Origin of the sequence: Aeromicrobium sp. (assembly GCF_047606445.1) — a bacterium.
Taxonomy (GTDB): domain Bacteria; phylum Actinomycetota; class Actinomycetes; order Propionibacteriales; family Nocardioidaceae; genus Aeromicrobium.
The window spans coordinates 101,097-122,493 of record NZ_JASGEK010000002.1 but is presented as its reverse complement, the minus strand read 5'-3'; the positions used below and the strand labels follow the sequence as shown (position 1 = coordinate 122,493).

Here is a 21,397-nt window from a genome sequence, read left to right as displayed (position 1 = left end):
TGTCGTCGACCGCGGGACCGGCCACGCTCGGCGTCACCACCGCGCTGTAGGGGTTCCCGTCCGCGTCCTCCACCACATACGTCACCGGCGAAGGGGGCGACGTGGACACGTCGTCGTCCGGCGTGAACACGACCTCACCGTCCACCACGCTCCACACACCGCCGTCCACCGTCAACGATGTCACCAGGCCGCCCGTGGACGGATCCACCAGGGCCAGCGTGTCGGCGTCGGCGCCCGTGATGCCGTCGTTCGCGAGCACGTCCACGACCACCGTCTGACCCGGCACCACCGTGACCGCGTCGTCGACCGCGGGATCGGCCACCGACAGCGTCACCACCGCCGAATACGCGTTCCCGTCCCCGTCCTCGACCACATACGTCACCGGACCCGGCGGCGACGTCGACACGTCGTCGTCCGGCGTGAACACCACCTCGCCGTCCACCACGCTCCACACGCCCCCGTCCACCGCCAACGACGACACCAGGCCGCCCGTGGACGGGTCCAACAGAGACAACGTGTCGGGGTCCACATCCGTGATCCCGTCGTTCGCCAGCACGTCCACCGACACCGGCGTGCCCGGCACCACCACCGCGCTGTCGTCGACCGCCGGCTCGGCCACCGTCGGCGTCACCACCGCGCTGAACGGATTCCCGTCCGCGTCCTCCACCACATACGCCACCGGACCGGGAGGCGTCGTGGACACGTCGCCGTCCGGCGTGAACACGATCTGCCCGTCCACCACGCTCCACACCCCGCCGTCCACCGCCAACGACGACACCAGGCCGCCCGTCGCCGGATCCACCAGACGCAACGTGTCGGGGTCCGCGCCCGCGATCCCGTCATTCGCCAGCACGTCCACCACCACCGCCTGACCCGGCACCACCGTCACCACGTCATCGACCGCCGGATCAGCCACGCTCGGCGTCAGCACCGCGCTGTAGGGGTTCCCGTCCGCGTCCTCCACCACATAGGTCACCGGACCGGGAGGCGTCGTGGACACGTCGCCGTCCTGCGTGAACACGATCTTCCCGTCCACCACGCTCCACACCCCGCCGTCGACGGTCAGCGTGGTCACCAACTCACCCGTGGACGGATCGAGCAGGGACAGCGTGTCAGGGTCGACGTCGGTGATGTCGTCGTTGGACAGCACATCCACGGTCACCGTCTGCCCCGGCACCACCGTGACCGCGTCATCGGTGGCCGGTTCGGCGACCGACAGCGTCACCACCGCCGCGTACACCGTCCCGTCGGCGCCTTCGACCACATAGGTCACCGGGTCCGGGGGCGACGTGGACACGTCGTCGTTCGGCGTGAACACGATCTTCCCGTCCACGACGCTCCACTCGCCGCCGTCGACGGTCAGCGTGGTCACCAACTCGCCCGTGTCCGGGTCCACCAGAGACAGCGTGTCGGTGTCGGCGTCGGCGATCCCGTCGTTCGCCAGCACGTCCACCGTCACCGGGGTGCCCGGCACCACCGTCGCGGAATCATCCGCCACAAGCTCGGCCACGGTGGGCGTCACCACCGCCGAGAACTCCGTCCCGTCGGCGTTCTCGACCACATAGGTCACCGGGTCCGGGGGCGAGGCGGACGACAGGTCGTCGTCCGCCTCGAACACGATCTTCCCGTCGACGACCTTCCACTCGCCGCCGTCCACGGTCAGCGTGGTCACCCGGTCGCCGGTGTCCGGGTCCACCAAACTCAAGGTGCCGGAGTCCACATCGGCGATGTCGTCGTTCGCCAGCACATCGAACGTCGAGGAGGCGCCCGGCACGACGACGACGGAGTCGTCGACCGCGTTGGCGATGAAGTTCACCGTGAAGGTCGCCTCGTCGTACTCCCCGTCGCTGTTCGCCACCCGATAGGTGACCGCATCACTGTCGCCGGTGAAATCCTCATCGGGCGTGAAGGTCACCACACCGTCGGAAATCGTGTAGGTGCCGGCGTCCGTGGTCACCGGACCGGAACCCCACGTCGTGCCGTTCAACAACTGGGCGGTGGACGAGTCGAGCGTCGCGGGGTTCTCCGTCGCCTCGACCTCGGCCGTGTCGTTGGCGAGTAGATCCTGGGTCACCGCCGTGCTGCTGCCGCGCGCGACCGTCTTGGCGTCGTCGGCGGCGTCGGGCGGGCAGACCAGGCGGTAGTCGAGCGAGAAGCCGCTGGAGGTCCAGGTCCGGGTGTAGTACGCACCGCTAATGCGCTGCCCCACCTCCAAACTCAAGATGACGACCACGCGACCGCTGGCGATCCAGGACGCCGGCACAGTCGCCGACGCCGTCAACGAGATGTCCTTATTTCCCTGCTGGGCCGCGGCGTTGTCGTTGAGTCCGGTTTCGGTGGCACCTGCGATCGTCCCGGAACTACTGGTCCCGTTGACTGTCTGGCTGTCCTTAAAAGCGAACGTCCCCGTGTAGTTGTTCGTAGTGCGACTACTGTCGTGCCTGGTGGTGGCACTCGCCGTCAGGGTCACGGTCCCGTCATCGACACAGGTCATATTCGGGACGCCCACCGTGCCGGTCAGCATGCGATAGCGCTGCACTGCGGTCTCGGCCGGGGTCACGAAGGTGCCGCCGTCCCAGAACACCTGACCGTCCGTCGTCGACTCGTCGGCGGCAAGGTGGTAGCCGTCGCCCCAGTTCAGCGGATCGTCCGTGCGGTCGACCACGGAACCGGCACCCTCGGTGTACGCCTGCACCGGGGCCGCCCCCACGGCCAACACTCCCACGATCAACGCTGAGACAGACATAAGAATGGACCGTGAAGTCAGCATCCGGCCACGCTACGGCCGATCCCCCCCCCCGTCAAATCGATAACGAGAGACGCGGCCCGCGCCCAGTCCATATCGGACTTCGCTGAGCATGCGATCGTCGATGTCCTGAAGGATCTCGATGACGAGTTCGGGCCGCTGACGAATGAGGACCGGGCTCGGGCTGACCAGGCGCCGGGCCATGCAGACAACGCGACGTCCCGCTTCCGGTCTCACCCTCGACACGGGCGCACTCCTTGCCCTTGAACGAGGCGACCGCAAAGTTCGTGCTCTGCCGGAGAAGACCGTCAAAGACACGTCGCCCCTCGACATCCCGGCGGGTGTGCTCGCCCAAGCGTGGCGCGACGGATCACGCCAAGCCCGGATCGCTCACCTGCTCAAGGACCCCTTGGTCAAGGTGCCCGAGCTCGATCACAGCGTCGCAGGACAGGTCGGACAACTCTGCGCCGCCAGTGGTCACACAGACGTCATTGACGTCCATGTCGTCTTTCACGCGAGGAAACACCGGCACAGGGTCGTCACTTCTGATCCCTCCGACTTGAGGTCTGTCGACTCATCACTTGAATTGATCACCGTCTCGCCGCAAAATTTGATCACACCAGGTCGATCAGGCGGCCCGACGTCTCGTGGTCGGGGGTGAAGGCGACGGCGACCTCGCCGGTGCCGACCACGCGGACCGACGTCTCCTCGGGCGTCACGTACACCGAGTCACCCCGGACCAGCGGCGCCCGCTCCCCGCCGGCCGACACCAGCACGACCGCGCCGCCGGTACACAGGACGATGCGATGCCCGCCGCCGTGCAGCACCGTCCCGGCGGCGTCGGCGGCGGCGACCTGGGTGACCGCCAGCGCGAACTCCTCGACCTCCGGCGCGAACACCTCGGTCTCGGTGCCCACCGCCTCCGGCGCGATCCGGGCGAGCCGCGACATGCCGCGCTCCAGACAGGTCACCAGGGCGTCCGGCTCGACGTGCTTGGCGGTCAGGCCCGCGCGCAGCACATTGTCCGAGGAGGTCATCACCTCGATGCACATGCCGCGCAGGTGGGCGTGGATGATGCCCGCGCCGAGGAAGGCGGCCTCGCCGGGCTGCAACGTCAGCCGGTTGAGCATGAGGCTGATGACGAGACCGGGGTCGGACGGGAAGTGCTCGGCGATCTCCAACAGCGTCGCGTACGCCCGTTTGACGTCGAGATGGTCGCCGACGAGCTGACGGCAGCGGTCGGTGATCGCAGCGACCTCGGCGGGTCCGGGCGGCTGCGACAGCACCTGCTCGACGATGCGCACGATGCCGTCGAAGCCCGGCTTGAGCCGCAGCTCCTCGGCCAGCCGGGTGGTCTCGGCCGTGCCGATCGGGTCGAGCACGCGCAGGATCTCGGCGGTGGGCCGGAAGCCGACGAGGGTGTCGAAGGTGGTCAGCGCGTAGACCATCTCCGGCTTGTGACGCGGGTCCTTGTAGCTGCGGTGCGGCGCGTCGAGCGGGACGCCCGCGGCGTTCTCGGCCTCGTAGCCGGCCCGCGCCAGCTGTGCGGCGGGATGGACTTGCAGCGACAGGGGGCGGTCGGCCGCGAGGATCTTCATCATGAACGGCAGCGGACCGGCGACCTCCGACAGCGGGGCGCCGGCCTCCGTCCGCGACGGCGACAGCTCGTGGGTGCCCAGCCACACCTCGGCCACCGGGCCGTCCGCGGGCGTCGCGCCGAGGAAGGTCGGGATCTGCGTCCGCGACCCCCAGTCGTAGTCGCGGACGGCATTGCGCAGCCGGTACACGTCAGCGGCGGGGCTTCTTCTTGGTGTGGCGCGGCTTGCGCTGGCCGGGGCGGTCGTCGCGCTCGCCCCGCTCACGACGGTCCGGGCGGTCGCCTCGGTCCGGGCGGTCGGAGCGCTCGTAACGACCGCCGCCGCGCTGGTCCGGTCGTCCGCCGCCGGAACGACGGCCCTGCGGACGGCGCGGCGGCGGGCCGTCGTCGGGGCGCAGGTCGATCAGCTTGCCGGAGATCCGCGTGGTCGACAGCGCCTCGAAGACCGCGTCGGGCAGGTCGGCGGTCAGCTCCACGACGGCGTGGTCCATGCCGAGGGTGATCTTGCCGAAGTCGGACCGCTTCAGGCCGCCCTCGTTGGCCAGCGCGCCGACGATGGCCGACGGTCCGATCTTGTGCCGCTTGCCGACGGCGATCCGGTAGCGCCGCCACTGGCCGCCCGCGTCGCCGCGGTCCCGGCGCTCGCCCCGCTCCCCGCGCTCACGCGGCTCGCGACGCTCCCGCTCGCGCGGCTCCGGGTCGGGGCGCACGAAGAACTCCGGGTCGTCGGCGCCCAGCACCGCCAGCGCGGCCGCCACGTCGACGGCCTCCACCCCGTGCTCGGCGACGTACTGCTCGACCAGCGCGCGGAAGGAGTGGAACTGGGGCGAGCCCAGGTTCTCGGTGATCGACGCGGCGAACCGCTCGGCGCGACGGCTGTTGACCTCGTCGGGCGTCGGCACCGACATCTGCTCCAGCGTGCCGCCGGAGACCCGCTCCAACGCCGACAGCATGCGACGTTCGCGCGGCGTCACGAAGACGATGGCGTCGCCGCTGCGGCCCGCGCGGCCGGTGCGGCCGATCCGGTGCACATAGGCCTCGGTGTCGTGCGGGATGTCGTAGTTGATGACGTGGGTGATGCGGTCGACGTCGAGGCCGCGCGCGGCGACGTCGGTGGCGACCACGATGTCGAGCGCGCCGGACTTCAAGCCGTTCACGATGCGCTCGCGCTGCGCCTGCACGAGGTCGCCGTTGAGCGAGGCGGCGTCGAAGCCGCGTCCGCGCAGCCGCTCGGCCAGCTCCTCGGTGGCCGACTTGGTGCGCACGAAGATCAGCAGGCCGTCGCCGGACTCGACCTCCAGCAGCCGGGTCAGCGCGTCGAACTTGCCGTGGTGCGGCACGCCGATCCAGCGCTGGCGCACGCTCGTCGTGGAGCGGATCTTGGCGTCGATGGACACGTCGACCGGGTCGGTGAGGTGCTTCTTGGCCATGCGCCGGATGGCGGGCGGCATGGTGGCCGAGAACAGCGCCACCTGCTTGTCGTCGGGGGTGTCGGCGAGGATGCGGTCGACGTCCTCGGCGAAGCCCATCGTCAGCATCTCGTCGGCCTCGTCGAGCACGAGGTGGGTCAGCCCCGACAGCTCCAGGCTGCCCCGGTCGAGGTGGTCGATGACGCGGCCGGGCGTGCCGACGACGACGTGCGCGCCGCGTTCCAGCCCGCGCAGCTGGGCGGCGTAGCCCTGGCCGCCGTAGACCGGCAGCACCCGGATGCCGGGCAGCTTGGCCGCGTAGCTGATGACCGCGTCGGCCACCTGCAGGGCCAGCTCGCGCGTCGGCGCGAGGATCAGCGCCTGCGTCTCGGCGCGGTCGGGGTCGAGGGCGTCGAGCAGCGGCAGCGCGAAGGCGGCGGTCTTGCCGGTGCCGGTCTGCGCCAGCCCGACGACGTCGCGGCCGGTCAGCAGCTCGGGGATCGCCCGCTCCTGGATCGGCGTCGGCGTCTCGTAGCCGAGGTCGGCCAGGACCTCCACGAGGGCGTCGGACAGCCCCAGGTCGGCGAAGACGGGGGACGGGGCGCTCATGCGGCGCCCACCGAGTTGAGCTGGCCGCTGACCACGGTGCAGAGGTCGTCGATCTCGCGCACCACCGAGCGGTACAGCTCGTCGTCGGCGCGATACGGGTCGACGATGTCCAGATCTCCGGTGGCCCGACGACGGTTCCGCGCGGCGGCCGCGACGAGCTCCTGGGGACCAGCGACCTCGCCCGCCAGGCTCCCGGCGAGCTGCGCGAACTCCTTCAGCGTGAACGTACGGCGCATCGCGGTGGGCGCGAGGGCGAGAATCTCGGCCCGGTGGTCGACCGTCGCGGTCAGGATCAGACCGGAGAGCCCGATCAGCGGCTCGTTGATCTCCCGCGACCGGAACATCGAGCCGTCGACGCCGCGCGCCGCGAGCTCGGAGTGCGACATCGGGTCCATCGGCCGATTCCGCCAGCCCTTGACGCCGGCGCTGCCCACCTCGAAGCGCTCCGAGTCCAGTCGGTCGGCCAACAACAGCTCGACCACCGGCGAACGGCAGATATTGGCGGTGCACACCGCGAGAATCGTAAAACGTGACACAGTCTCAGCTCCTCATTCTCGGCCGCACGTGCAGACCGACCTCCGGGTCGACGACGACCTCCTGCGCTGCGGCCACCCCGTCGACCACCAGGGCCTGCGTGATCGGGACAGAGCGCTTCACCAGGGCGAGCGCGATCGGCCCCAGCTCGCCATGTCGCGCCGACATGCCCACACGGCCTGCTCGACGCTCACCTGCCATCACCTCGGCGCCTGCCTGCGGCAATCGGTCGACCGAGCCGTCGAGATGCAACAGCGTCAGCCGACGTGGCGGACGCCCCAGTGTATGCACACGCGCCACCGTCTCCTGACCGCGGTAACAGCCTTTGTCGAGATGCACCGCGACGCCGAGGAGGTTCGCCTCGTTCGGGATGGTCTTGTCGTCGGTGTCGTGGCCGATGCGGGGGCGTCCGGCGGCGATCCGCGCGGCCTCCCACGCCCACAGGCCGACGGGCGCGCCCACGGTCTCCGGCAGCGCGGCCAGCTCGGCGCGCGGCCGCAGCTCCCAGGCGAGACCGGGCAGCCCGACGACCGCCCAGTCGGCGCCGACGTCGCTCACCTCGACCCTGGACATGAACCGCATGCGGTCGAGGAAGGCGATCAGCGCGGCCCCGGCGCCCGGCTCGGTGTGCGCCCAGACGGTCGTGCCGTCGTCGACCAGGTCGAATCCGTGCTCGACACGCCCCTGCGGACTCAGGATGAGCGCCGAGGTCGGCGTGCCCGGCGCGAGCTCGCGCACATGCTGGGTGGTGAGGTCGTGCAGCCAGGCGAGCCGGTCGGGGCCGCTGATCGTCAGCACGTCGCGGTGCGACAGGTCGACGAAGGCCTCGCCGGCGGCGAGGCGTCGCTGCTCGGGCACGAGCGAGCCGTAGTGCGCGGCCACACCGGCGTCCGGCGCGTCGGCCTCCACCGCGCCCGGAAGGTCGAGCAGCGGCGAGCGCCGCTCAGACGCGCTCAAGCTGACCCCACAGGTAGGACTGCATCTCGTGGCCGTCGGCGGCCTTGTCGTAGGCGTACATGAGCTTGCCCTCGACCAGCCCGTAGAGCCGCTGGCCGGCGGTGTACTCCGACGCCGTGGGCGTGCGGGCGACGAGGTCGGTGACGAGTTTCAGCCGGGGGCCGTCGATCTCGCCGTACCAGACCTCGGCGTGGCCGCTCGCGTGGACGAGCACCAGCTCCAGGCCCTCCTCGGCCGGCCGCAGGAACCCGGTCTCCAAGGCGCCCGGACCCTGCCGGTTCCCCTGGTCGTCGGTGACCCAGGAGCGGCTGAAGTAGTGCAGGAAGTCGCGGGTGTCGTGCGCGAAGATCGCCTCCTGCTCGAAGGACAGCGGCTCGGTCCCGGGATACTCGCCCTTGCCGTTGCCATGCCAGGTGCCCAGCAGCCACGCCACCGGCACGAGGGACGGGTGCAGGTCGCTCGGGATCTCGAAAGCCATGTCGGCGATCTTAGACCGTGAGACTCGTCGAGCGGACGCGCTCGTCGAGCGGGCCCAGCGCTGCGCGACCACGAAATCACCGGGTGAGTGGCTCGTCACGCTGATTCTCGATCCTTCAATCACCACTCGACCCGTATCATGGGTCCGGGTTCACGACCGATTCCGACACCACGAACGGCGCCCGCGACAGATGCGCCGCAAGCGCTGAACGGAAGAGAGCAACATGGTCGGTCCTGCATCGTCGAAGCGCCGGGTCGCCGGCAAACGACGTCGTGGCGGACCGCCCTTCCACCGTCGGCACCGCAAGGCCCTGCTGACCCTGCTGACCGTCGTCGCCCTCGCACTCGGCTCCGTGGGTGCCTACGCCTACCACCTGAACAAGCAGCTCAACAACTTCGACCGGGTCGACATCAGCAGCGTGCAGGAGGGCGAGCCCGACCCGCTCGACGGCCGCGCCGTCAACATCTTGCTGCTCGGCTCCGACATGGCCGAGACGAGCGAAGGCGGCTCGAACATCGAAGAGGACGCGCTGCTGGAGGAGTGGCCCGCCAGCAAGTACCGCAGCGACACGCTCATGATCGTCCACATCCCCGCCGACCGCAGCTCCGTGCAACTCGTGTCGATCCCGCGCGACACCTACACGATGATCTACGACGAGGACGGCGAGGCGACGAGCAAGGAGAAGATCAACGCGGCGTTCGGCTACTTCGGCCCGCGCGGCGCGGTCGCCACCGTCCAAGAGCTCACCGGGCTGACGATCGACCACCTCGCGATCATCGACTGGGAGGGCTTCAAAGACCTCACCACCGCCGTCGGCGGCGTCGAGGTGCACATCCCGGAGAGCTTCTACGACTCCAGCCAGGAGATCCAGTGGGACGCCGGCGACTACACGCTGGAGGGCGATCGCGCCCTCGCCTACGTGCGGACCCGCTACGGGCTCGACCGGGGCGACTTCGACCGCATCGCACGGCAGCAGAACTTCCTGCGCAGCGTGATGAACAAGATGCTCTCCAAGGGCGTGCTCACCAATCCGGTCAAACTCTCCAGCACGCTGGAGGCGCTGTCGGACAATATGACGCTCGACTCCAACTGGACCCCGTCGACGCTGCGCGGACTCTCCCTCTCGCTGCGCAATATCAGTTCCGACAAGGTGACGTTCCTGACGGCGCCGGCGGCCGACGACAGCCGGGAGGTGGCCGGGAGCGGCCTGGTGGTCGACCTCGACGAGGCGAAGTCGCAGGAGCTGTGGACCGCCATCGCGAACGACACGATCGCCGACTACCTGCTCAAGTACCCCGAGGAGGAGCTGGCCTCCGAGACCGAGGTCAACTAGGGCTCAGCGGGAACGCCGCCAGGCCGCCGCGAGCACGGCGAGGCCGGCTGCCATGACGAGCAGGCCGACGACCACCATCCACGGCTCCACGGCGGAGCCGGTCTCGGGGAGCTGTTCGGCGACGAGGGCGGTGCTGAAGGCGGTCATGAGGCCCAGGATGCCATGGCCGGACATGAGAGAAGGGCCGGGGCGCGTGACGCGCCCCGGCCCTTCCTCGCTCGTCGGGCTCAGACCGTGACGGCCACCTCGGCGACGCTGCCGAGGGCGGCGACGACGGGACGGTCGACCGAGGCCGAGCGCGGCGCGAGGGTGCGCAGCGTCCACTCGCCCGGCGCGGCGAAGAACCGGAACTGGCCGGTGGCCGAGGTCGGGACCTCGGCGGTGAACTCGCCGGTGCGGTCGAGCAGGCGCACGTAGGCGTTGCCGACCGGCTGGCCGTCACGCGTGACGACGCCCTGGATCACGGCCTGGTTGGCCACGTCGACGCCCTCGAGGCTGGGGCCGCCGGAGATCGCTCCGCACATGTCAGGCCTCCCCGCGCTCGTCGCCGAGGGCGACCGGCACGCCGCGCAGCGAGCCGTACTCGCTCCACGAGCCGTCGTAGTTCTTGACGTTCGGGTAGCCGAGGATCTCGCTCAGCACGAACCAGGTGTGCGAGCTGCGCTCGCCGATGCGGCAGTAGGCGATGGTGTCCTTGCCCTCGTCGAAGCCGACCTCGGCGTAGAGCTCCTTGAGCTCGTCGTCGCTCTTGAAGGTGCCGTCGTCGTTGGCGGCCTTGCTCCACGGCACGTTGCCGGCGGTCGGGATGTGGCCGGCGATCTGCGCGGCCTCCTGCGGCAGGTGCGCGGGGGCGAGCAGGCGTCCGGCGTACTCGTCGGGGCTGCGGACGTCGATGAAGTTCTTGACGCCGATGGCCTCGACGACCTCGTCGCGGTAGGCGCGGATGTCGTCGTTCGGCTCGGCGGCGGTGTAGGTGGTCGCGGCGCGCTCGGGCACGTCCTTGACCAGCTCGCGGGCGTCGAGCTCCCACTTCTTGCGGCCGCCGTCGAGCAGACGGGCGTCGGCGTGGCCGTAGTACTTCAGGTACCACAGGGCGTAGGCGGCGAACCAGTTGTTGTTGCCGCCGTAGAAGACGAGGGTGTCGTCGTTGGAGACGCCCTTCTCGCCGAGCAGCGCCTCCAGACGCTCCTTGCTGATGAAGTCGTGGCGCACGCCGTCCTGGAGGTCCTTCTTCCAGTCGAGCTTGATGGCGCCACGGATGTGGCCGGCGTCGTAGGCCGAGGCGTCCTCGTCGACCTCGATGAGGACGACCTTGTCGTTGTCGAGGTTCTCCTCGACCCAGTCGGCGGTGACCAGCGCGGTCTCGCGGCTCATTTCTTCTCCTTCAGTGGGGTGAATCGTGGGGATGGATTTCTCAGGCTCGCTGCGGCGCGACGCGACGCGCGAGCAGGTACATCTCGCAGCCGAGGCAGAAGCCGGTGGCGGCGTTGAGCAGGGCGGCGACGAAGGCGGCGGCCAGCGCCACGAGGGCGACGACCTCGCCTCCGGCCGCCGCCGCGATCAGCGCGACGACCGTGAAGGCCAGGCCGACCGTTTGCGCGAAGCGCGGCGGGCGGGCGTCCTCCAGCTCGGCCGGGGCCCCGAGGCGGGGCCGGACGAAGCGGGCGAACAACCGCGCGTACGGCGAGTACCGCACGCCGAGGAAGGCGCCGAGGGCGAACACGACCGCCTGGACCGCCGTCAGCGTGACGGCGACCTCGGGCAGCGCGGTCAGCGTCGCCACGGCGACGGCGAGCACGGCCGCCGTGATCGCGGCGGCGAAGCGCAGGCCGCGTGGATCGACCTGCCCGGCAGGGGACGTGGACATTCAGGACTCCTCGCGCCACAGGGGCGCATGACGAGAGACGGCTCGCGGCGGCGGGGCGGGCCGGGGACGGGATCAGCCGCGACGGGAGCGACACAACGCCGAGCGCGTACGGCAGTTGTCGACCGCCAGGCGCCGCGTGAGGTGCGTGTGTCCGAACATGTCCACCAATGTAGGCACTCCGCCCCAGGGGCACACCTCACCGTCTCACAATTCGGGACTACTGTCCACATTTCGATACGTCTTGCGTGATACGCCTGCGATTCCAACGATAGGAAAATCGCCGTCATCGGCCGTGTTCACTCGTCCACCACGGCCAGCGCTGCCTCGACCTGCTCGCGGCGCGGCGCTCCGGAGGCGCGTCCGCGCACGGCGCCGCGACCGTCGAGCACCACGACCGTGGGCGTCCGCAGCACCCCGAGACGGCGCACGAGGCCGAGGTTGGCCTCGGCGTCCACCTCGACGTGCGCCACGTCGTCACGGCCCGCCGCGACCTCGGCCAGCACGAGGCGCGTCGCCCGGCAGGGGGCGCAGAACGCGCTGGAGAACTGCAGCAGCGTGGCGCGCTCCCCCAGCGGGGCGCCGATCTCCTCGGCCGTCACGACGTCCACGTCCGTCCCCTCCCCGGCGGCCCGGAACCGGCCGTCCCACCACCGCTTCGCCAGCGCCACCGCCCCGGCGGCGACGACCGCCGCCAGCAGCACCCAGACGCCGGACATGAGTCAGGCCGACGCGCCGAGCTGGCCGATGAGGTGTACCAGCGGGGCGGCGAGCGCCACCGACATGGCACCGGGGAACCCCCAGCCCGAGGACGCGTGACGGCGCCCCTCGCCCCACGCCCGGCCGACCGCCTGGCCGAGGAGGGCGCCCAGGCTCACCTGCGTGCCCATCAAGAGGCCGAAGACCCACGTGTAGTAGCCGTCCTGCGCGTACGCGACCACCGCGCTGGCCAACGCGCCGCCGGCCATCGCGATGGAGGCGATGAGATAGCGGTCGCCCGGCAGGCACCACAGCAGCACCGACACCGCCGTGCCGACCGCGCCCAACGTCACGATCTCGACGCCCATCGCCTCGCGCGCGGAGGTGATCCAGCCGACCGTCAGGGTCGCCAGCAGCGCGGCGGTCGCGGCATGGGCGGTGGTGAGGACCAGCTCGCGTCGGCCGTCCTTGCGGAACATCTGCGAGATCAGCGCCACCACGACGCCGACCGCAGTCGCGGGGACCACCGCCATGATCGACCCGGGGACCACCGAGGCGATCTCGCCCGCGGTCGTGCCGTCGGCGCCGACCATGAGACGCGGCCACAGGGTCAACGTCGTCGCCGCCACAGAGGCCGCCACGACGGCCGCGAGCTTCGGAGCCCGGATCGTGCGGCCCCGCGCGTCGGCTGGATGCGGACCCACCGCGATCTGCGCCTGGACCAGCAGGACCGTCGCGGCGACCAGGATCGGGTCGGCGCGCACGGCCAGGGTCATCACGGCGACGAGGACCACCGTCCAGGCGGCGGGAGCGAGACGGGACACCCCCGCATGATGCCACCTGACACCGAACCGTCATCACCTCGACGCGCTTGTGACAGTCGTCACCGCCGCGCCGTCGACTGGATATAGGACCGACACCGTCGGTAACATGAACGTCGCAACGAGGCCCCGTGACCCCCGTCACCGCAGCCTTTTCCTGTTCTCGGAGCCCTTGCGCCGCGGAGGTGCCCATGTCCCACCTGCTCCTGCTGACCCGAAGTCCGCAGTCATCGGTGGAGGTGCTTCCCGCCCTCGCGCTGCTGCCGCATCAAGTGCGCATCCTGCCCGCGGAGGCCAGCGCCCTGCTCGACGCTCCCGCCTGCGACGCGGTGCTCATCGACGGCCGCCAGGACCTCGCGCAGGTGCGCAGCCTGACCCGGGTCGTCCGCGCCACCGGCGTCGAGGAACCGCTCCTGGTGATCCTGACCGAGGGCGGACTCACCGCCGCCGCCGCCGACTGGGGCATGGACGACGTCATCTTGACCAGCGCCGGACCGGCCGAGCTGGAGGCCCGGCTGCGGCTGTGCATCGGCCGGGTCCAGGCCGGCGCCGGGGACGACGGCGAGAGCCACATCATCTCCAACAGCGGCCTCGTCGTCGACGACGCCAGCTACACCGCCAAGCTGCACGGCCGTCCGCTCGACCTCACCTTCAAGGAGTTCGAGCTCATCAAGTTCCTGGCGCAACACCCGGGCCGGGTCTTCACCCGCCAGCAACTGCTGCAGGAGGTGTGGGGCTACGACTACTTCGGCGGCACCCGCACCGTCGACGTCCACGTGCGCCGCCTGCGCGCCAAGCTCGGACCCGAGAACGAGACGCTCATCGGCACCGTCCGCAACGTCGGCTACCGCTTCGTCGTCGCCACCCCCGACCAGGAGACCAGCGAGGCGTGAGGCCCGTCCGCGTCTGAGAGACTGCCCGCGTGGCCCACCTCACCGCGCATGACCTGATCGACCTCGTGCTCGACGCCGGCTCGGCAGAGTCGTGGGACGGGCCGGTCGACCTCTCCGACTACCCCGACGCCTACCGGCGCGAGGTGGAGGCGGCCCGTGAGCGGTCCGGCGTCGACGAGTCGATCCTCACCGGACGCGCGACCGTGCGCGGACGTCCGGTCGCCTTCGTCGTCAACGAGTTCCGGTTCCTCGCCGGGTCCATCGGGAAGGCCGCCGCCCTCCGCATCGTCGCGGCGGTGCGCCGGGCGACCGCCGAGGGCCTGCCGATCCTCGCCGCGACCGCGTCGGGCGGCACCCGCATGCAGGAGGGCACCCCGGCGTTCGTGCGCATGGTCGACATCAGCCGGGCGATCATGGACCACCGCGCGGCGGGCCTGCCCTACCTCGTCTACCTGCGCCATCCGACCACCGGCGGCGTCTTCGCCTCGTGGGGCTCGCTCGGCCATGTGCGCGTCGCCGAGCCGGGCGCGCTGCTGGGCTTCCTCGGCCCGAAGGTCTACGAGCTGCTCAACGGCCGCCCCTTCCCGCCGGGGATCCAGCTGAGCGAGAACCTGGCGCGGCACGGCATCGTCGACGCGGTCGTGCCGCCCGAGGAGCTGCCGCTGGCGGTCGACCGGGCGCTCGCGCTGCTGCTCGACGGGCCGCAGGAACGCTCGACGCGGCCGCGTCGCGGGACGGTCGGGCGGACCGTCGACACCTGGGAGGCCATCGGTCTCACCCGCGCCGCCGACCGCGCCGGAGTGCGCGAGGTGCTGCGCTACGGCAGCGACCAGACCGTCCGTCTGCAAGGCACAGGCGAGGGCGAGCGGGACGCGACGATGCTGATCGCGCTGGCCCGGATCGACGGCCAGCCCTGCGTCGTCATCGGCCAGGACCGCAGCACGCAGACGCCGGACTCCCCCATGGGTCCGGGGGCGCTGCGCGAGGCCCGGCGCGGCATGGAGCTGGCGAACGAGCTGGGACTGCCGCTGGTCTCCTTCATCGACACCCCCGGGGCGGCGCTGTCCCCGGAGGCCGAGCAGGGGGCCGTGGCCGGGGAGATCGCCCGATGCGTCAGCCAGATGTCGACCATGCGGGTGCCGACGGTCTCGGTGCTGCTCGGCCAGGGGTGCGGCGGCGGCGCGCTGGCCTTGCTGCCCGCCGACGTCGTGATCGCGACCGAGCACGCCTGGCTGTCTCCGCTGCCGCCGGAGGGCGCGAGCGCCATCGTGCACGGCGACGTCGAGCACGCCGCCGAGATGGCGCGGGCGCAGCGGGTCGGGGCGGTGGAGCTGGCCGAGGACGGGATCGTCCATCAGCTGGTCGCCGAGCACCCCGACGACGACGCGGAGTCGCTGGCGCGGGCGGTGGCCGCCGAGGTCGCCGCGCAGTTGGAAGCGCTGCGGTCGTGACGGACCTGCGGGAGCTGGCCGAGCGGGTCGCGGCGGCCGACGGGGTCGCACCGCTCAACGAGGCGAGCCTGCTGGCGCTCGACGCGGTCGAGGCGGCGCGGGTGGACGAGCGGGTCGAGGCGGACGGACTGCTCGTGGCCGCCGCCTACGCCCCCGGCGACGCGCCGGTCGAGGTGTTCGTGGATCCGGCGCGGCGGCGGGAGGGCTTCGGCACACGACTCGCCGCCGCCCTGGCGGAGCGTGGCGAGCGCCGGTTCTGGGCGCACGGCGACCTGCCGGGCGCCCAGGCGCTGGCCGCCCGGCTCGGGCTGCGGGCGGTCCGCACCCTGCTCGTCCTGCGCCGGGAGGACGCCTCGCCCGCTGAGGAGCGGACGCTCGCAGGCGTCACGATCCGGACTTTCCGGCCCGACGACGTCGACGCGATCCTCGCGGTGAACGCCCGCGCCTTCGCCGACCATCCCGAGCAGGGCGCCATGGACCGGGCCGACTTCGAGCGTCGCGCCGCGTCGGACTGGTTCGACCCCGAGGGGTTGTTCGTGGCCGAGCGGGACGGCGAGGTCGTCGGCTTCCACTGGACGAAGGTCGAGGGAGACGTCGGCGAGGTCTACGTGGTCGGCGTCGACCCCGCCGAGCACGGACGCGGCCTCGGGACGGCCCTGACCGCCCACGGCCTGCGCCACCTCGACGAGCGCGTGCCCGTCGTCGACCTCTACGTCGAGGCCGACAACGCTCCCGCGCTGGCCGTCTACCAACGCCTCGGCTTCACCGAACACGCCCGGGACACCCTGTACGAGGCGGCCCGCTGAGCTGAGGATCACACAGCCGTGCCCGCCACCTCGTTCATCGCGAGCTCGACCACCTTCTCGCTGAGCGCCACCCCGGCGTCGAAGGAGACGCCGCCCTCGGTCAGCGCCGCGACCAGATAGGTGCGCCCGTTCCGCTCGATCTCGCCGATGCTCGTGATATCCCACAGCCCCGTCGCCGAGCGTTGCAGGTAGCCGACTTTGAGCGCGGCGTCGCTCGGATCGTCGGCCGCCGCCGTCACGCCGAACCGCTGCTCGTCGACCACCTCGCTCATCAGCTCGCGCAGCGTGCTCTGCCCCGTCTCGGCCAGCACCGAGTCCTCGCCGAGCACGGCGTCCAGAAGCCGGACCTGATCCTCCGCGGTGGTCTGGGTGAGCCCCCAATAGCCGTCCGTCCCCGCCGTGGTGTCGGTGAGGCCGATCGACGCGTTGAAGGCGTCGAGCCCTTCGGCCCCGCCGATCGCCTCGAAGAGCGCGGTCGCCGCATCGTTGTCACTGCGTGTGATCATCGCCTCGGCGAGCTCCAGCTGTCCGGCGGTCAACTCCCCGTCCTGCTGAGCCAGCAACGCCGCGAGGATGTCGACCTTGACGATGCTCGCCGTGTCGAAGGTCTCGTCCACCTCGCCGAAGGACGTCATCTCACCCGTCCCGACGTCGAGCACGGCGACCGACCAGACGCCGTCGACACCGACCGCCTCCGAGTCGGCGACCGTCGTCACAGACGAGGCCTCGGTGGTGGTCGTGGTGGAGACCGCTGTGGACGACGCCGTCCGGGTCGTGTCCACGTCACGGGCGACCATGAGCAGCGACCCGGCGACGAGCGACCCGGTCATCACAGTGGCGAGCATCTGGCGAGTGAGAGTTCCCATGACGCAGATGCTGGGGGCCGAACCTCTGACCGCCCTTCGGCCCGCCTGTCAGCCACACGTGAACCGCACGCCGCCGACGGGGGACGGCGACGACGTCGATCAGCGGCTCCTCAGGACACCCCGCGCTGCAGGGCGGCGGCGATGCGGTCGACGGCGGCGGGGGCGGAGCGGCCGAAGGAGACCATGTTGGCGAAGCCGTGGATGAGGCCCTCCTCGCAGTGGTACTCCACCGACACGCCCGCCGCCCACATGGCGCTGGCGTAGGCCGCGCCCTCGTCGAGCAGCGGGTCGAAGCCGGCCGTCACGAGATAGGCGGGCGGCAGCCCGGCCAGGTCGCCGTGCAGCGGGGACAGGCGCGGGTCGTCCAACTCCTCCGCGCCGGTCAGGTAGGTCTCCTCGATCTTCGTCATGAAGCCCTCGGTCAGGTAGAAGCCCTCGCCGAAGCGCTCCCGGCTCGGCCGGCGCATCGAGAAGTCGGTCGCCGGGTAGATCAACAGCTGGAACACCGGCTGCCGGCCGCCCTCGCGCACCGCCCGCTGCGCCACTCCGGCCGCGAGGTTGCCGCCCGCGCTGTCGCCGCCGACCGCGATCTTCGTCGGGTCGATGCCCAGGCCCTCGGCCTCGGAGCGCACCCAGTCGAAGGCCGCCCAGCAGTCCTGCGGCGCCGCCGGGAACTGGGCCTCCGGCGCGAGCCGGTAGTCGACCGAGACCACCCGGACCTGCGCGCTCTCGGCGAGGTGGCGGCACAGCGCGTCGTGGCTGTCGAGGTCGCCGAAGACGAAGCCGCCGCCGTGGAAGAACACCAGCGCCGGGGACTCGCCCGCCAGATCGCGGGGCGTGTAGAAGCGCAGCGTGACCGGGCCGCCCGGACCATCGATCTCCCGGTCGGTGACCGCGCCGATCGGCGGCGTCCCGCCCACCAGCCGCGCGTTCGAGCGCAGCGCCCGACGACCCCGCCGGATGCTGACGTCCTCCACCGCCGGACCGTCGAGCCGCTGCAGCCTCAACAGCAGCGCCATCTCGTGGTCGAGGCGTCGTCCCTCGACTTCCACCCGGCTTCCGGCCGCCGCCTTCAACACCGGCGAGGGAAGCCGCATCAGGCTTCGAGCGGCCACACCGCGGACTGTCCCGACAAGCGTCATGACGGCCAAAGTACCGCACTTCGCCATGTTCACCTTCTCGCTACCTTGGCGTGCCACCATGACGCCCATGGAGAGCACCGGCCTGGAGGTCATCGACACCACATCCCCCGACGAGTTCGACGTCGACCCGCCCTTCGACACGACCCGGGGAGCGTTGCCCGACGACCGTTTCCTCGACCGCGAGCTGTCCTGGATCTCCTTCAACGAACGCGTCCTGGAACTCGCCGAGGACCCCTCGCTCCCTCTCCTGGAGCGAGTGCGCTTCCTCGCGATCTTCGCCAGCAACCTCGACGAGTTCTTCATGGTGCGCGTCGCCGGCCTCAAGCGGCGCATCGCGGCGGGGGTCGCGGTGCCGTCGGCCAGCGGCCTGCCGCCGAAGGAGGTGCTGGCCCGCAGCGTCTCGACGAGCCAGGAGCTGCAGCGCCGCCACGCCGCCACGCTCCACGACCATCTCGTCGGCGACCTCGCCGAGGCCGGCATCCACCTGCTCGGCTGGCACGACCTCACCGCCGAGGAGCGCAAGCTGGTCGGCACCACCTACCGCGAGCGCGTCTTCCCGGTGCTCACGCCGCTGGCCGTCGACCCCGCCCACCCCTTCCCCTACATCTCCGGGCTGTCGCTCAACCTCGCCGTCGTGCTGCGCAACCCGGAGACCGGCAAGGAGCACTTCGCCCGCGTCAAGGTCCCGCCGATCATCGACCGGTGGATGTCGGTCGGGCCGCAGCGGTACGTGCCGCTGGAGCAGGTCATGGCCGCCCACCTGCCGATGCTGTTCCCCGGCATGGAGATCCTCGCCCACCACGCCTTCCGCGTCACCCGCAACGAGGACCTGGAGGTCGAGGAGGACGACGCCGAGAACCTGCTGAAAGCGCTCGAGAAGGAACTGCTGCGCCGCAAGTTCGGCCCGGCCGTGCGGCTGGAGGTCGAGCCGGACATCGCAGGCGAGGTGTTGGATCTGCTGGTCTCGGAGCTGAGCGTCAGCCCCGAGGAGGTCGTGCGCCTCGACGGCCCGCTCGACCTGCGCTCGCTCCACGAGATCGCCGACCTCGACCGCCCCGAACTGCACTTCGAGGCCTTCGTCCCCGGCACCCACGAGCACCTGGCCGAAGTCGAGACGGCGAGCCCCGCCGACCTGTTCAGCGCGCTGCGCAAGCGCGACGTGCTCGTGCACCATCCCTACGACTCCTTCGCGACGAGCGTGCAGCGGTTCATCGAGCAGGCCGCCGCCGACCCGAAGGTCCTGGCGATCAAGCAGACCCTCTACCGCACCTCCGGCGACTCCCCCATCATCGACGCGCTCATCGACGCCGCCCGCGCCGGAAAGCAGGTGCTGGTGCTGGTCGAGATCAAGGCGCGCTTCGACGAGCAGGCCAACATCCGCTGGGCGCGCAAGCTGGAGCGCGCCGGGTGCCACGTCGTGTACGGCATCGTCGGCCTGAAGACGCACTGCAAGCTGGCCCTCGTGCTGCGCGACGAGCCGGACGGGCTGCGCCGCTACGCGCACATCGGCACCGGCAACTACAACCCCAAGACCGCGCGCATGTACGAGGACCTGGGCCTGCTGACCGCGAACCGCGAGATCACCCACGACCTCACCAACCTGTTCAACCACCTGTCGGGCTTCTCCCAGCAGACCGAGTTCGACACGCTGCTCACCGCCCCCACCGGACTGCGCGCCGGGCTCCTCGAACGGATCGGCCGCGAGGTCGAGCACCACCGCGCGGGCCGGGCGGCGCGCATCCGGATCAAGCTGAACTCGCTGGTCGACGAGGACGTCAGCGACGCGCTCTACGAGGCGTCCCGGGCGGGTGTGCCGGTCGACATCGTGGTGCGCGGCATCTGCGCGATCCGTCCCGGCGTGCCGGGTCTGAGCGAGAACATCCGCGTGGTCAGCGTGTTGGGCCGCTTCCTGGAGCACAGCCGTGTCTACTGGTTCGCGAACGGGGGCGAGCCGGAGGCGTGGATCGGCTCGGCCGACCTCATGCACCGCAACCTCGACCGCCGCGTCGAGGTGCTGGTGCGGGTGCCGGGCGAGGCGCACACGGCGCAGCTCGGCGAGTTGCTGGCGACCGCCGCCGACGGGCAGACCGACCACTGGACGCTCACCGCCGACGGCGTCTGGCACCGCGACACCGGCCCCCGCGACCTGCAGGCCTGGCTGATCGACAAGGCCCGCCACCGTCGGTCACGGACGAGCTAGGCCGGACAGGAGGCGAACACCATCGGACCGGTGAACGACATCAGCGCGACGGCCCTCTCCTGCCGTTCGAAGTCCAGCACGGCCACGTCCCCGGAGGCGCGATGATCCCGCAGCACGATCGAGTCCTCGACGTCGCCCGTCTGGCCGATGAACACGCCCGCGCTCAATCGGGCACGGGTCGTGGCCTGCTCGGCGGCCTGCGTGCCGGAGTCGAAGGCCATCGCGACCTCGAACCGCGCGGCCCGCGCGTCCATCCCGCGCAGCAGCCAGCGGTAGGCGCGCAGCTCCCCGACGGCGCCGACGGCGACGCGCGCCTGCGCGGCGACCTCCTCGCCCGCCTGCGCGGGGTCGGTCGAGGCGCATCCGGCGGCCTGGCCTTGCAGCGAATACGCTGCCAGACCGGCTCGGCGCGACCAGATCGAGGCGAGCGTCGGGTCGTCGGCGAGCGAGGGGCTGCGGCCTGCGGCGACGTCGGCCAGCTCCTCGACCACCGACGGCTCCTCCGAGGCCACCGCGACGCCGTGGTCGGGCAACAGTCGGACGTTCGTGAACACCGTCGGCGCGGACCGGCCGTCCCCGCGCAGGGCGGCGCCGTCGGCGTGCCACAGACCCGTGCCGTCCCGCTCGTAGCCGACGCGTCGCAGCCGTTCGGCGGTGGCGTCGGCCGACCCCGGCAGGGCGATCAGCGCCGCCGTACCCGTCGTGGTCTGGACGAAGGCCTCCCAGCGCACGGTCTCCGGCGTCCAGCCGAGTCCGTCGGCGATCACCTCGCCCGCGCCGGACAGGACCGAGCGGGCAGTGAGGTCGGAGTCGTCCGTCGCGTCGCCCCTCGACCAGTCCGTGACATCGATCGCGGCGACGTCGGAGGGGACCAGACGGGCGACGTCGTCGCTCCCGGCGTGGCTGGGACGCGCGCCGATCCACAGGCCCGCGGCCACCACGATCAGGGCGAGCGGCGCGGCCAGCCGTCGGTGTGCGTCCATCAGGAAGGA

Annotated in this window: 20 protein-coding genes; 5 read left to right on the top strand and 15 right to left on the bottom strand. The window is 71.2% G+C overall.

The window, feature by feature from the left end:
• The 6 genes from QM621_RS00820 to QM621_RS00795 all read right to left on the bottom strand — a co-directional run.
• The coding region (locus QM621_RS00820; protein WP_414988445.1) for an Ig-like domain-containing protein at positions 1 to 2,725 on the bottom strand (2,725 nt) is incomplete at its 3' end.
• 635 nt (positions 2,726 to 3,360) lie between these two features.
• Positions 3,361 to 4,533, bottom strand: a complete 1,173-nt coding sequence (gene manA / locus QM621_RS00815) for a mannose-6-phosphate isomerase, class I (RefSeq protein WP_414988444.1) — start codon at positions 4,531 to 4,533, stop codon at positions 3,361 to 3,363.
• A gap of 1 nt (position 4,534) precedes the next feature.
• Positions 4,535 to 6,361: a DEAD/DEAH box helicase gene (locus tag QM621_RS00810; protein WP_414988443.1), complete on the bottom strand. Its 1,827-nt coding sequence runs from the start codon at positions 6,359 to 6,361 to the stop codon at positions 4,535 to 4,537.
• On the bottom strand, positions 6,358 to 6,873 hold the full coding sequence (locus QM621_RS00805) for a hypothetical protein (protein WP_414988442.1): 516 nt from the start codon (positions 6,871 to 6,873) through the stop codon (positions 6,358 to 6,360). The genes QM621_RS00810 and QM621_RS00805 overlap by 4 nt, the downstream gene beginning before the upstream one ends.
• Positions 6,874 to 6,901: 28 nt before the next feature.
• Complete coding sequence (locus QM621_RS00800; protein ID WP_414988441.1) at positions 6,902 to 7,852, bottom strand: YgfZ/GcvT domain-containing protein; 951 nt, start codon at positions 7,850 to 7,852, stop codon at positions 6,902 to 6,904.
• Entirely contained in the window at positions 7,839 to 8,330 is a 492-nt protein-coding gene (locus QM621_RS00795) for an FABP family protein (protein ID WP_414988440.1), read from the bottom strand. Before QM621_RS00795 ends, QM621_RS00800 begins: the two co-directional genes overlap by 14 nt.
• Before the next feature lie 223 nt (positions 8,331 to 8,553).
• Between QM621_RS00795 and QM621_RS00790 the strand changes: the two genes are divergently transcribed.
• Positions 8,554 to 9,663: an LCP family protein gene (locus QM621_RS00790; protein WP_414988439.1), complete on the top strand. Its 1,110-nt coding sequence runs from the start codon at positions 8,554 to 8,556 to the stop codon at positions 9,661 to 9,663.
• 3 nt (positions 9,664 to 9,666) lie between these two features.
• On the opposite strand, the gene QM621_RS00785 is transcribed toward QM621_RS00790, so the two are convergent.
• From QM621_RS00785 to QM621_RS00760, 6 genes are all read right to left on the bottom strand, one after another.
• Complete coding sequence (locus tag QM621_RS00785; protein ID WP_414988438.1) at positions 9,667 to 9,810, bottom strand: LPXTG cell wall anchor domain-containing protein; 144 nt, start codon at positions 9,808 to 9,810, stop codon at positions 9,667 to 9,669.
• Between the two features lie 80 nt (positions 9,811 to 9,890).
• On the bottom strand, positions 9,891 to 10,187 hold the full coding sequence (locus tag QM621_RS00780; RefSeq protein ID WP_414988437.1) for a DUF1416 domain-containing protein: 297 nt from the start codon (positions 10,185 to 10,187) through the stop codon (positions 9,891 to 9,893).
• Position 10,188: 1 nt separating this feature from the next.
• Entirely contained in the window at positions 10,189 to 11,037 is an 849-nt protein-coding gene (locus tag QM621_RS00775) for a sulfurtransferase (protein WP_414988436.1), read from the bottom strand.
• Between the two features lie 40 nt (positions 11,038 to 11,077).
• Entirely contained in the window at positions 11,078 to 11,530 is a 453-nt protein-coding gene (locus QM621_RS00770) for a DUF4395 domain-containing protein (RefSeq protein ID WP_414988435.1), read from the bottom strand.
• A 296-nt stretch (positions 11,531 to 11,826) separates the two neighbouring features.
• Positions 11,827 to 12,246 (bottom strand): thioredoxin family protein, encoded by a 420-nt coding sequence (locus tag QM621_RS00765; protein WP_414988434.1) that lies wholly within the window; start codon positions 12,244 to 12,246, stop codon positions 11,827 to 11,829.
• 3 nt (positions 12,247 to 12,249) lie between these two features.
• On the bottom strand, positions 12,250 to 13,050 hold the full coding sequence (locus QM621_RS00760) for a hypothetical protein (RefSeq protein WP_414988433.1): 801 nt from the start codon (positions 13,048 to 13,050) through the stop codon (positions 12,250 to 12,252).
• A 188-nt stretch (positions 13,051 to 13,238) separates the two neighbouring features.
• Here QM621_RS00760 and QM621_RS00755 point away from each other — a divergent pair, with 188 nt between their 5' ends.
• Genes QM621_RS00755 through mshD form a run of 3 tightly spaced genes read left to right on the top strand, consistent with a single transcriptional unit; the run spans position 13,239 to position 16,197 of the window.
• On the top strand, positions 13,239 to 13,940 hold the full coding sequence (locus QM621_RS00755) for a winged helix-turn-helix transcriptional regulator (RefSeq protein WP_414988432.1): 702 nt from the start codon (positions 13,239 to 13,241) through the stop codon (positions 13,938 to 13,940).
• A 29-nt stretch (positions 13,941 to 13,969) separates the two neighbouring features.
• The gene (locus QM621_RS00750) at positions 13,970 to 15,391 is read left to right on the top strand and encodes a carboxyl transferase domain-containing protein (RefSeq protein ID WP_414988431.1); all 1,422 of its coding nucleotides are present in this window, start codon (positions 13,970 to 13,972) and stop codon (positions 15,389 to 15,391) included.
• Positions 15,388 to 16,197, top strand: a complete 810-nt coding sequence (gene mshD / locus QM621_RS00745) for a mycothiol synthase (protein WP_414988430.1) — start codon at positions 15,388 to 15,390, stop codon at positions 16,195 to 16,197. The genes QM621_RS00750 and mshD overlap by 4 nt, the downstream gene beginning before the upstream one ends.
• 8 nt (positions 16,198 to 16,205) lie before the next feature.
• Here mshD and QM621_RS00740 read toward each other — a convergent pair whose 3' ends face one another.
• A complete protein-coding gene (locus QM621_RS00740; protein ID WP_414988429.1) occupies positions 16,206 to 17,063 on the bottom strand; it encodes a serine hydrolase in 858 nt (285 codons plus the stop codon).
• Between the two features lie 110 nt (positions 17,064 to 17,173).
• Positions 17,174 to 18,178: an alpha/beta hydrolase gene (locus QM621_RS00735; protein WP_414988428.1), complete on the bottom strand. Its 1,005-nt coding sequence runs from the start codon at positions 18,176 to 18,178 to the stop codon at positions 17,174 to 17,176.
• Positions 18,179 to 18,272: 94 nt separating this feature from the next.
• Here QM621_RS00735 and QM621_RS00730 point away from each other — a divergent pair, with 94 nt between their 5' ends.
• Complete coding sequence (locus tag QM621_RS00730) at positions 18,273 to 20,405, top strand: RNA degradosome polyphosphate kinase (protein WP_414988427.1); 2,133 nt, start codon at positions 18,273 to 18,275, stop codon at positions 20,403 to 20,405.
• Here the strand turns inward: QM621_RS00730 and QM621_RS00725 are convergent.
• A complete protein-coding gene (locus QM621_RS00725; protein ID WP_414988426.1) occupies positions 20,402 to 21,388 on the bottom strand; it encodes a hypothetical protein in 987 nt (328 codons plus the stop codon). The genes QM621_RS00730 and QM621_RS00725 overlap by 4 nt on opposite strands.
• Positions 21,389 to 21,397: the final 9 nt, after the last annotated feature.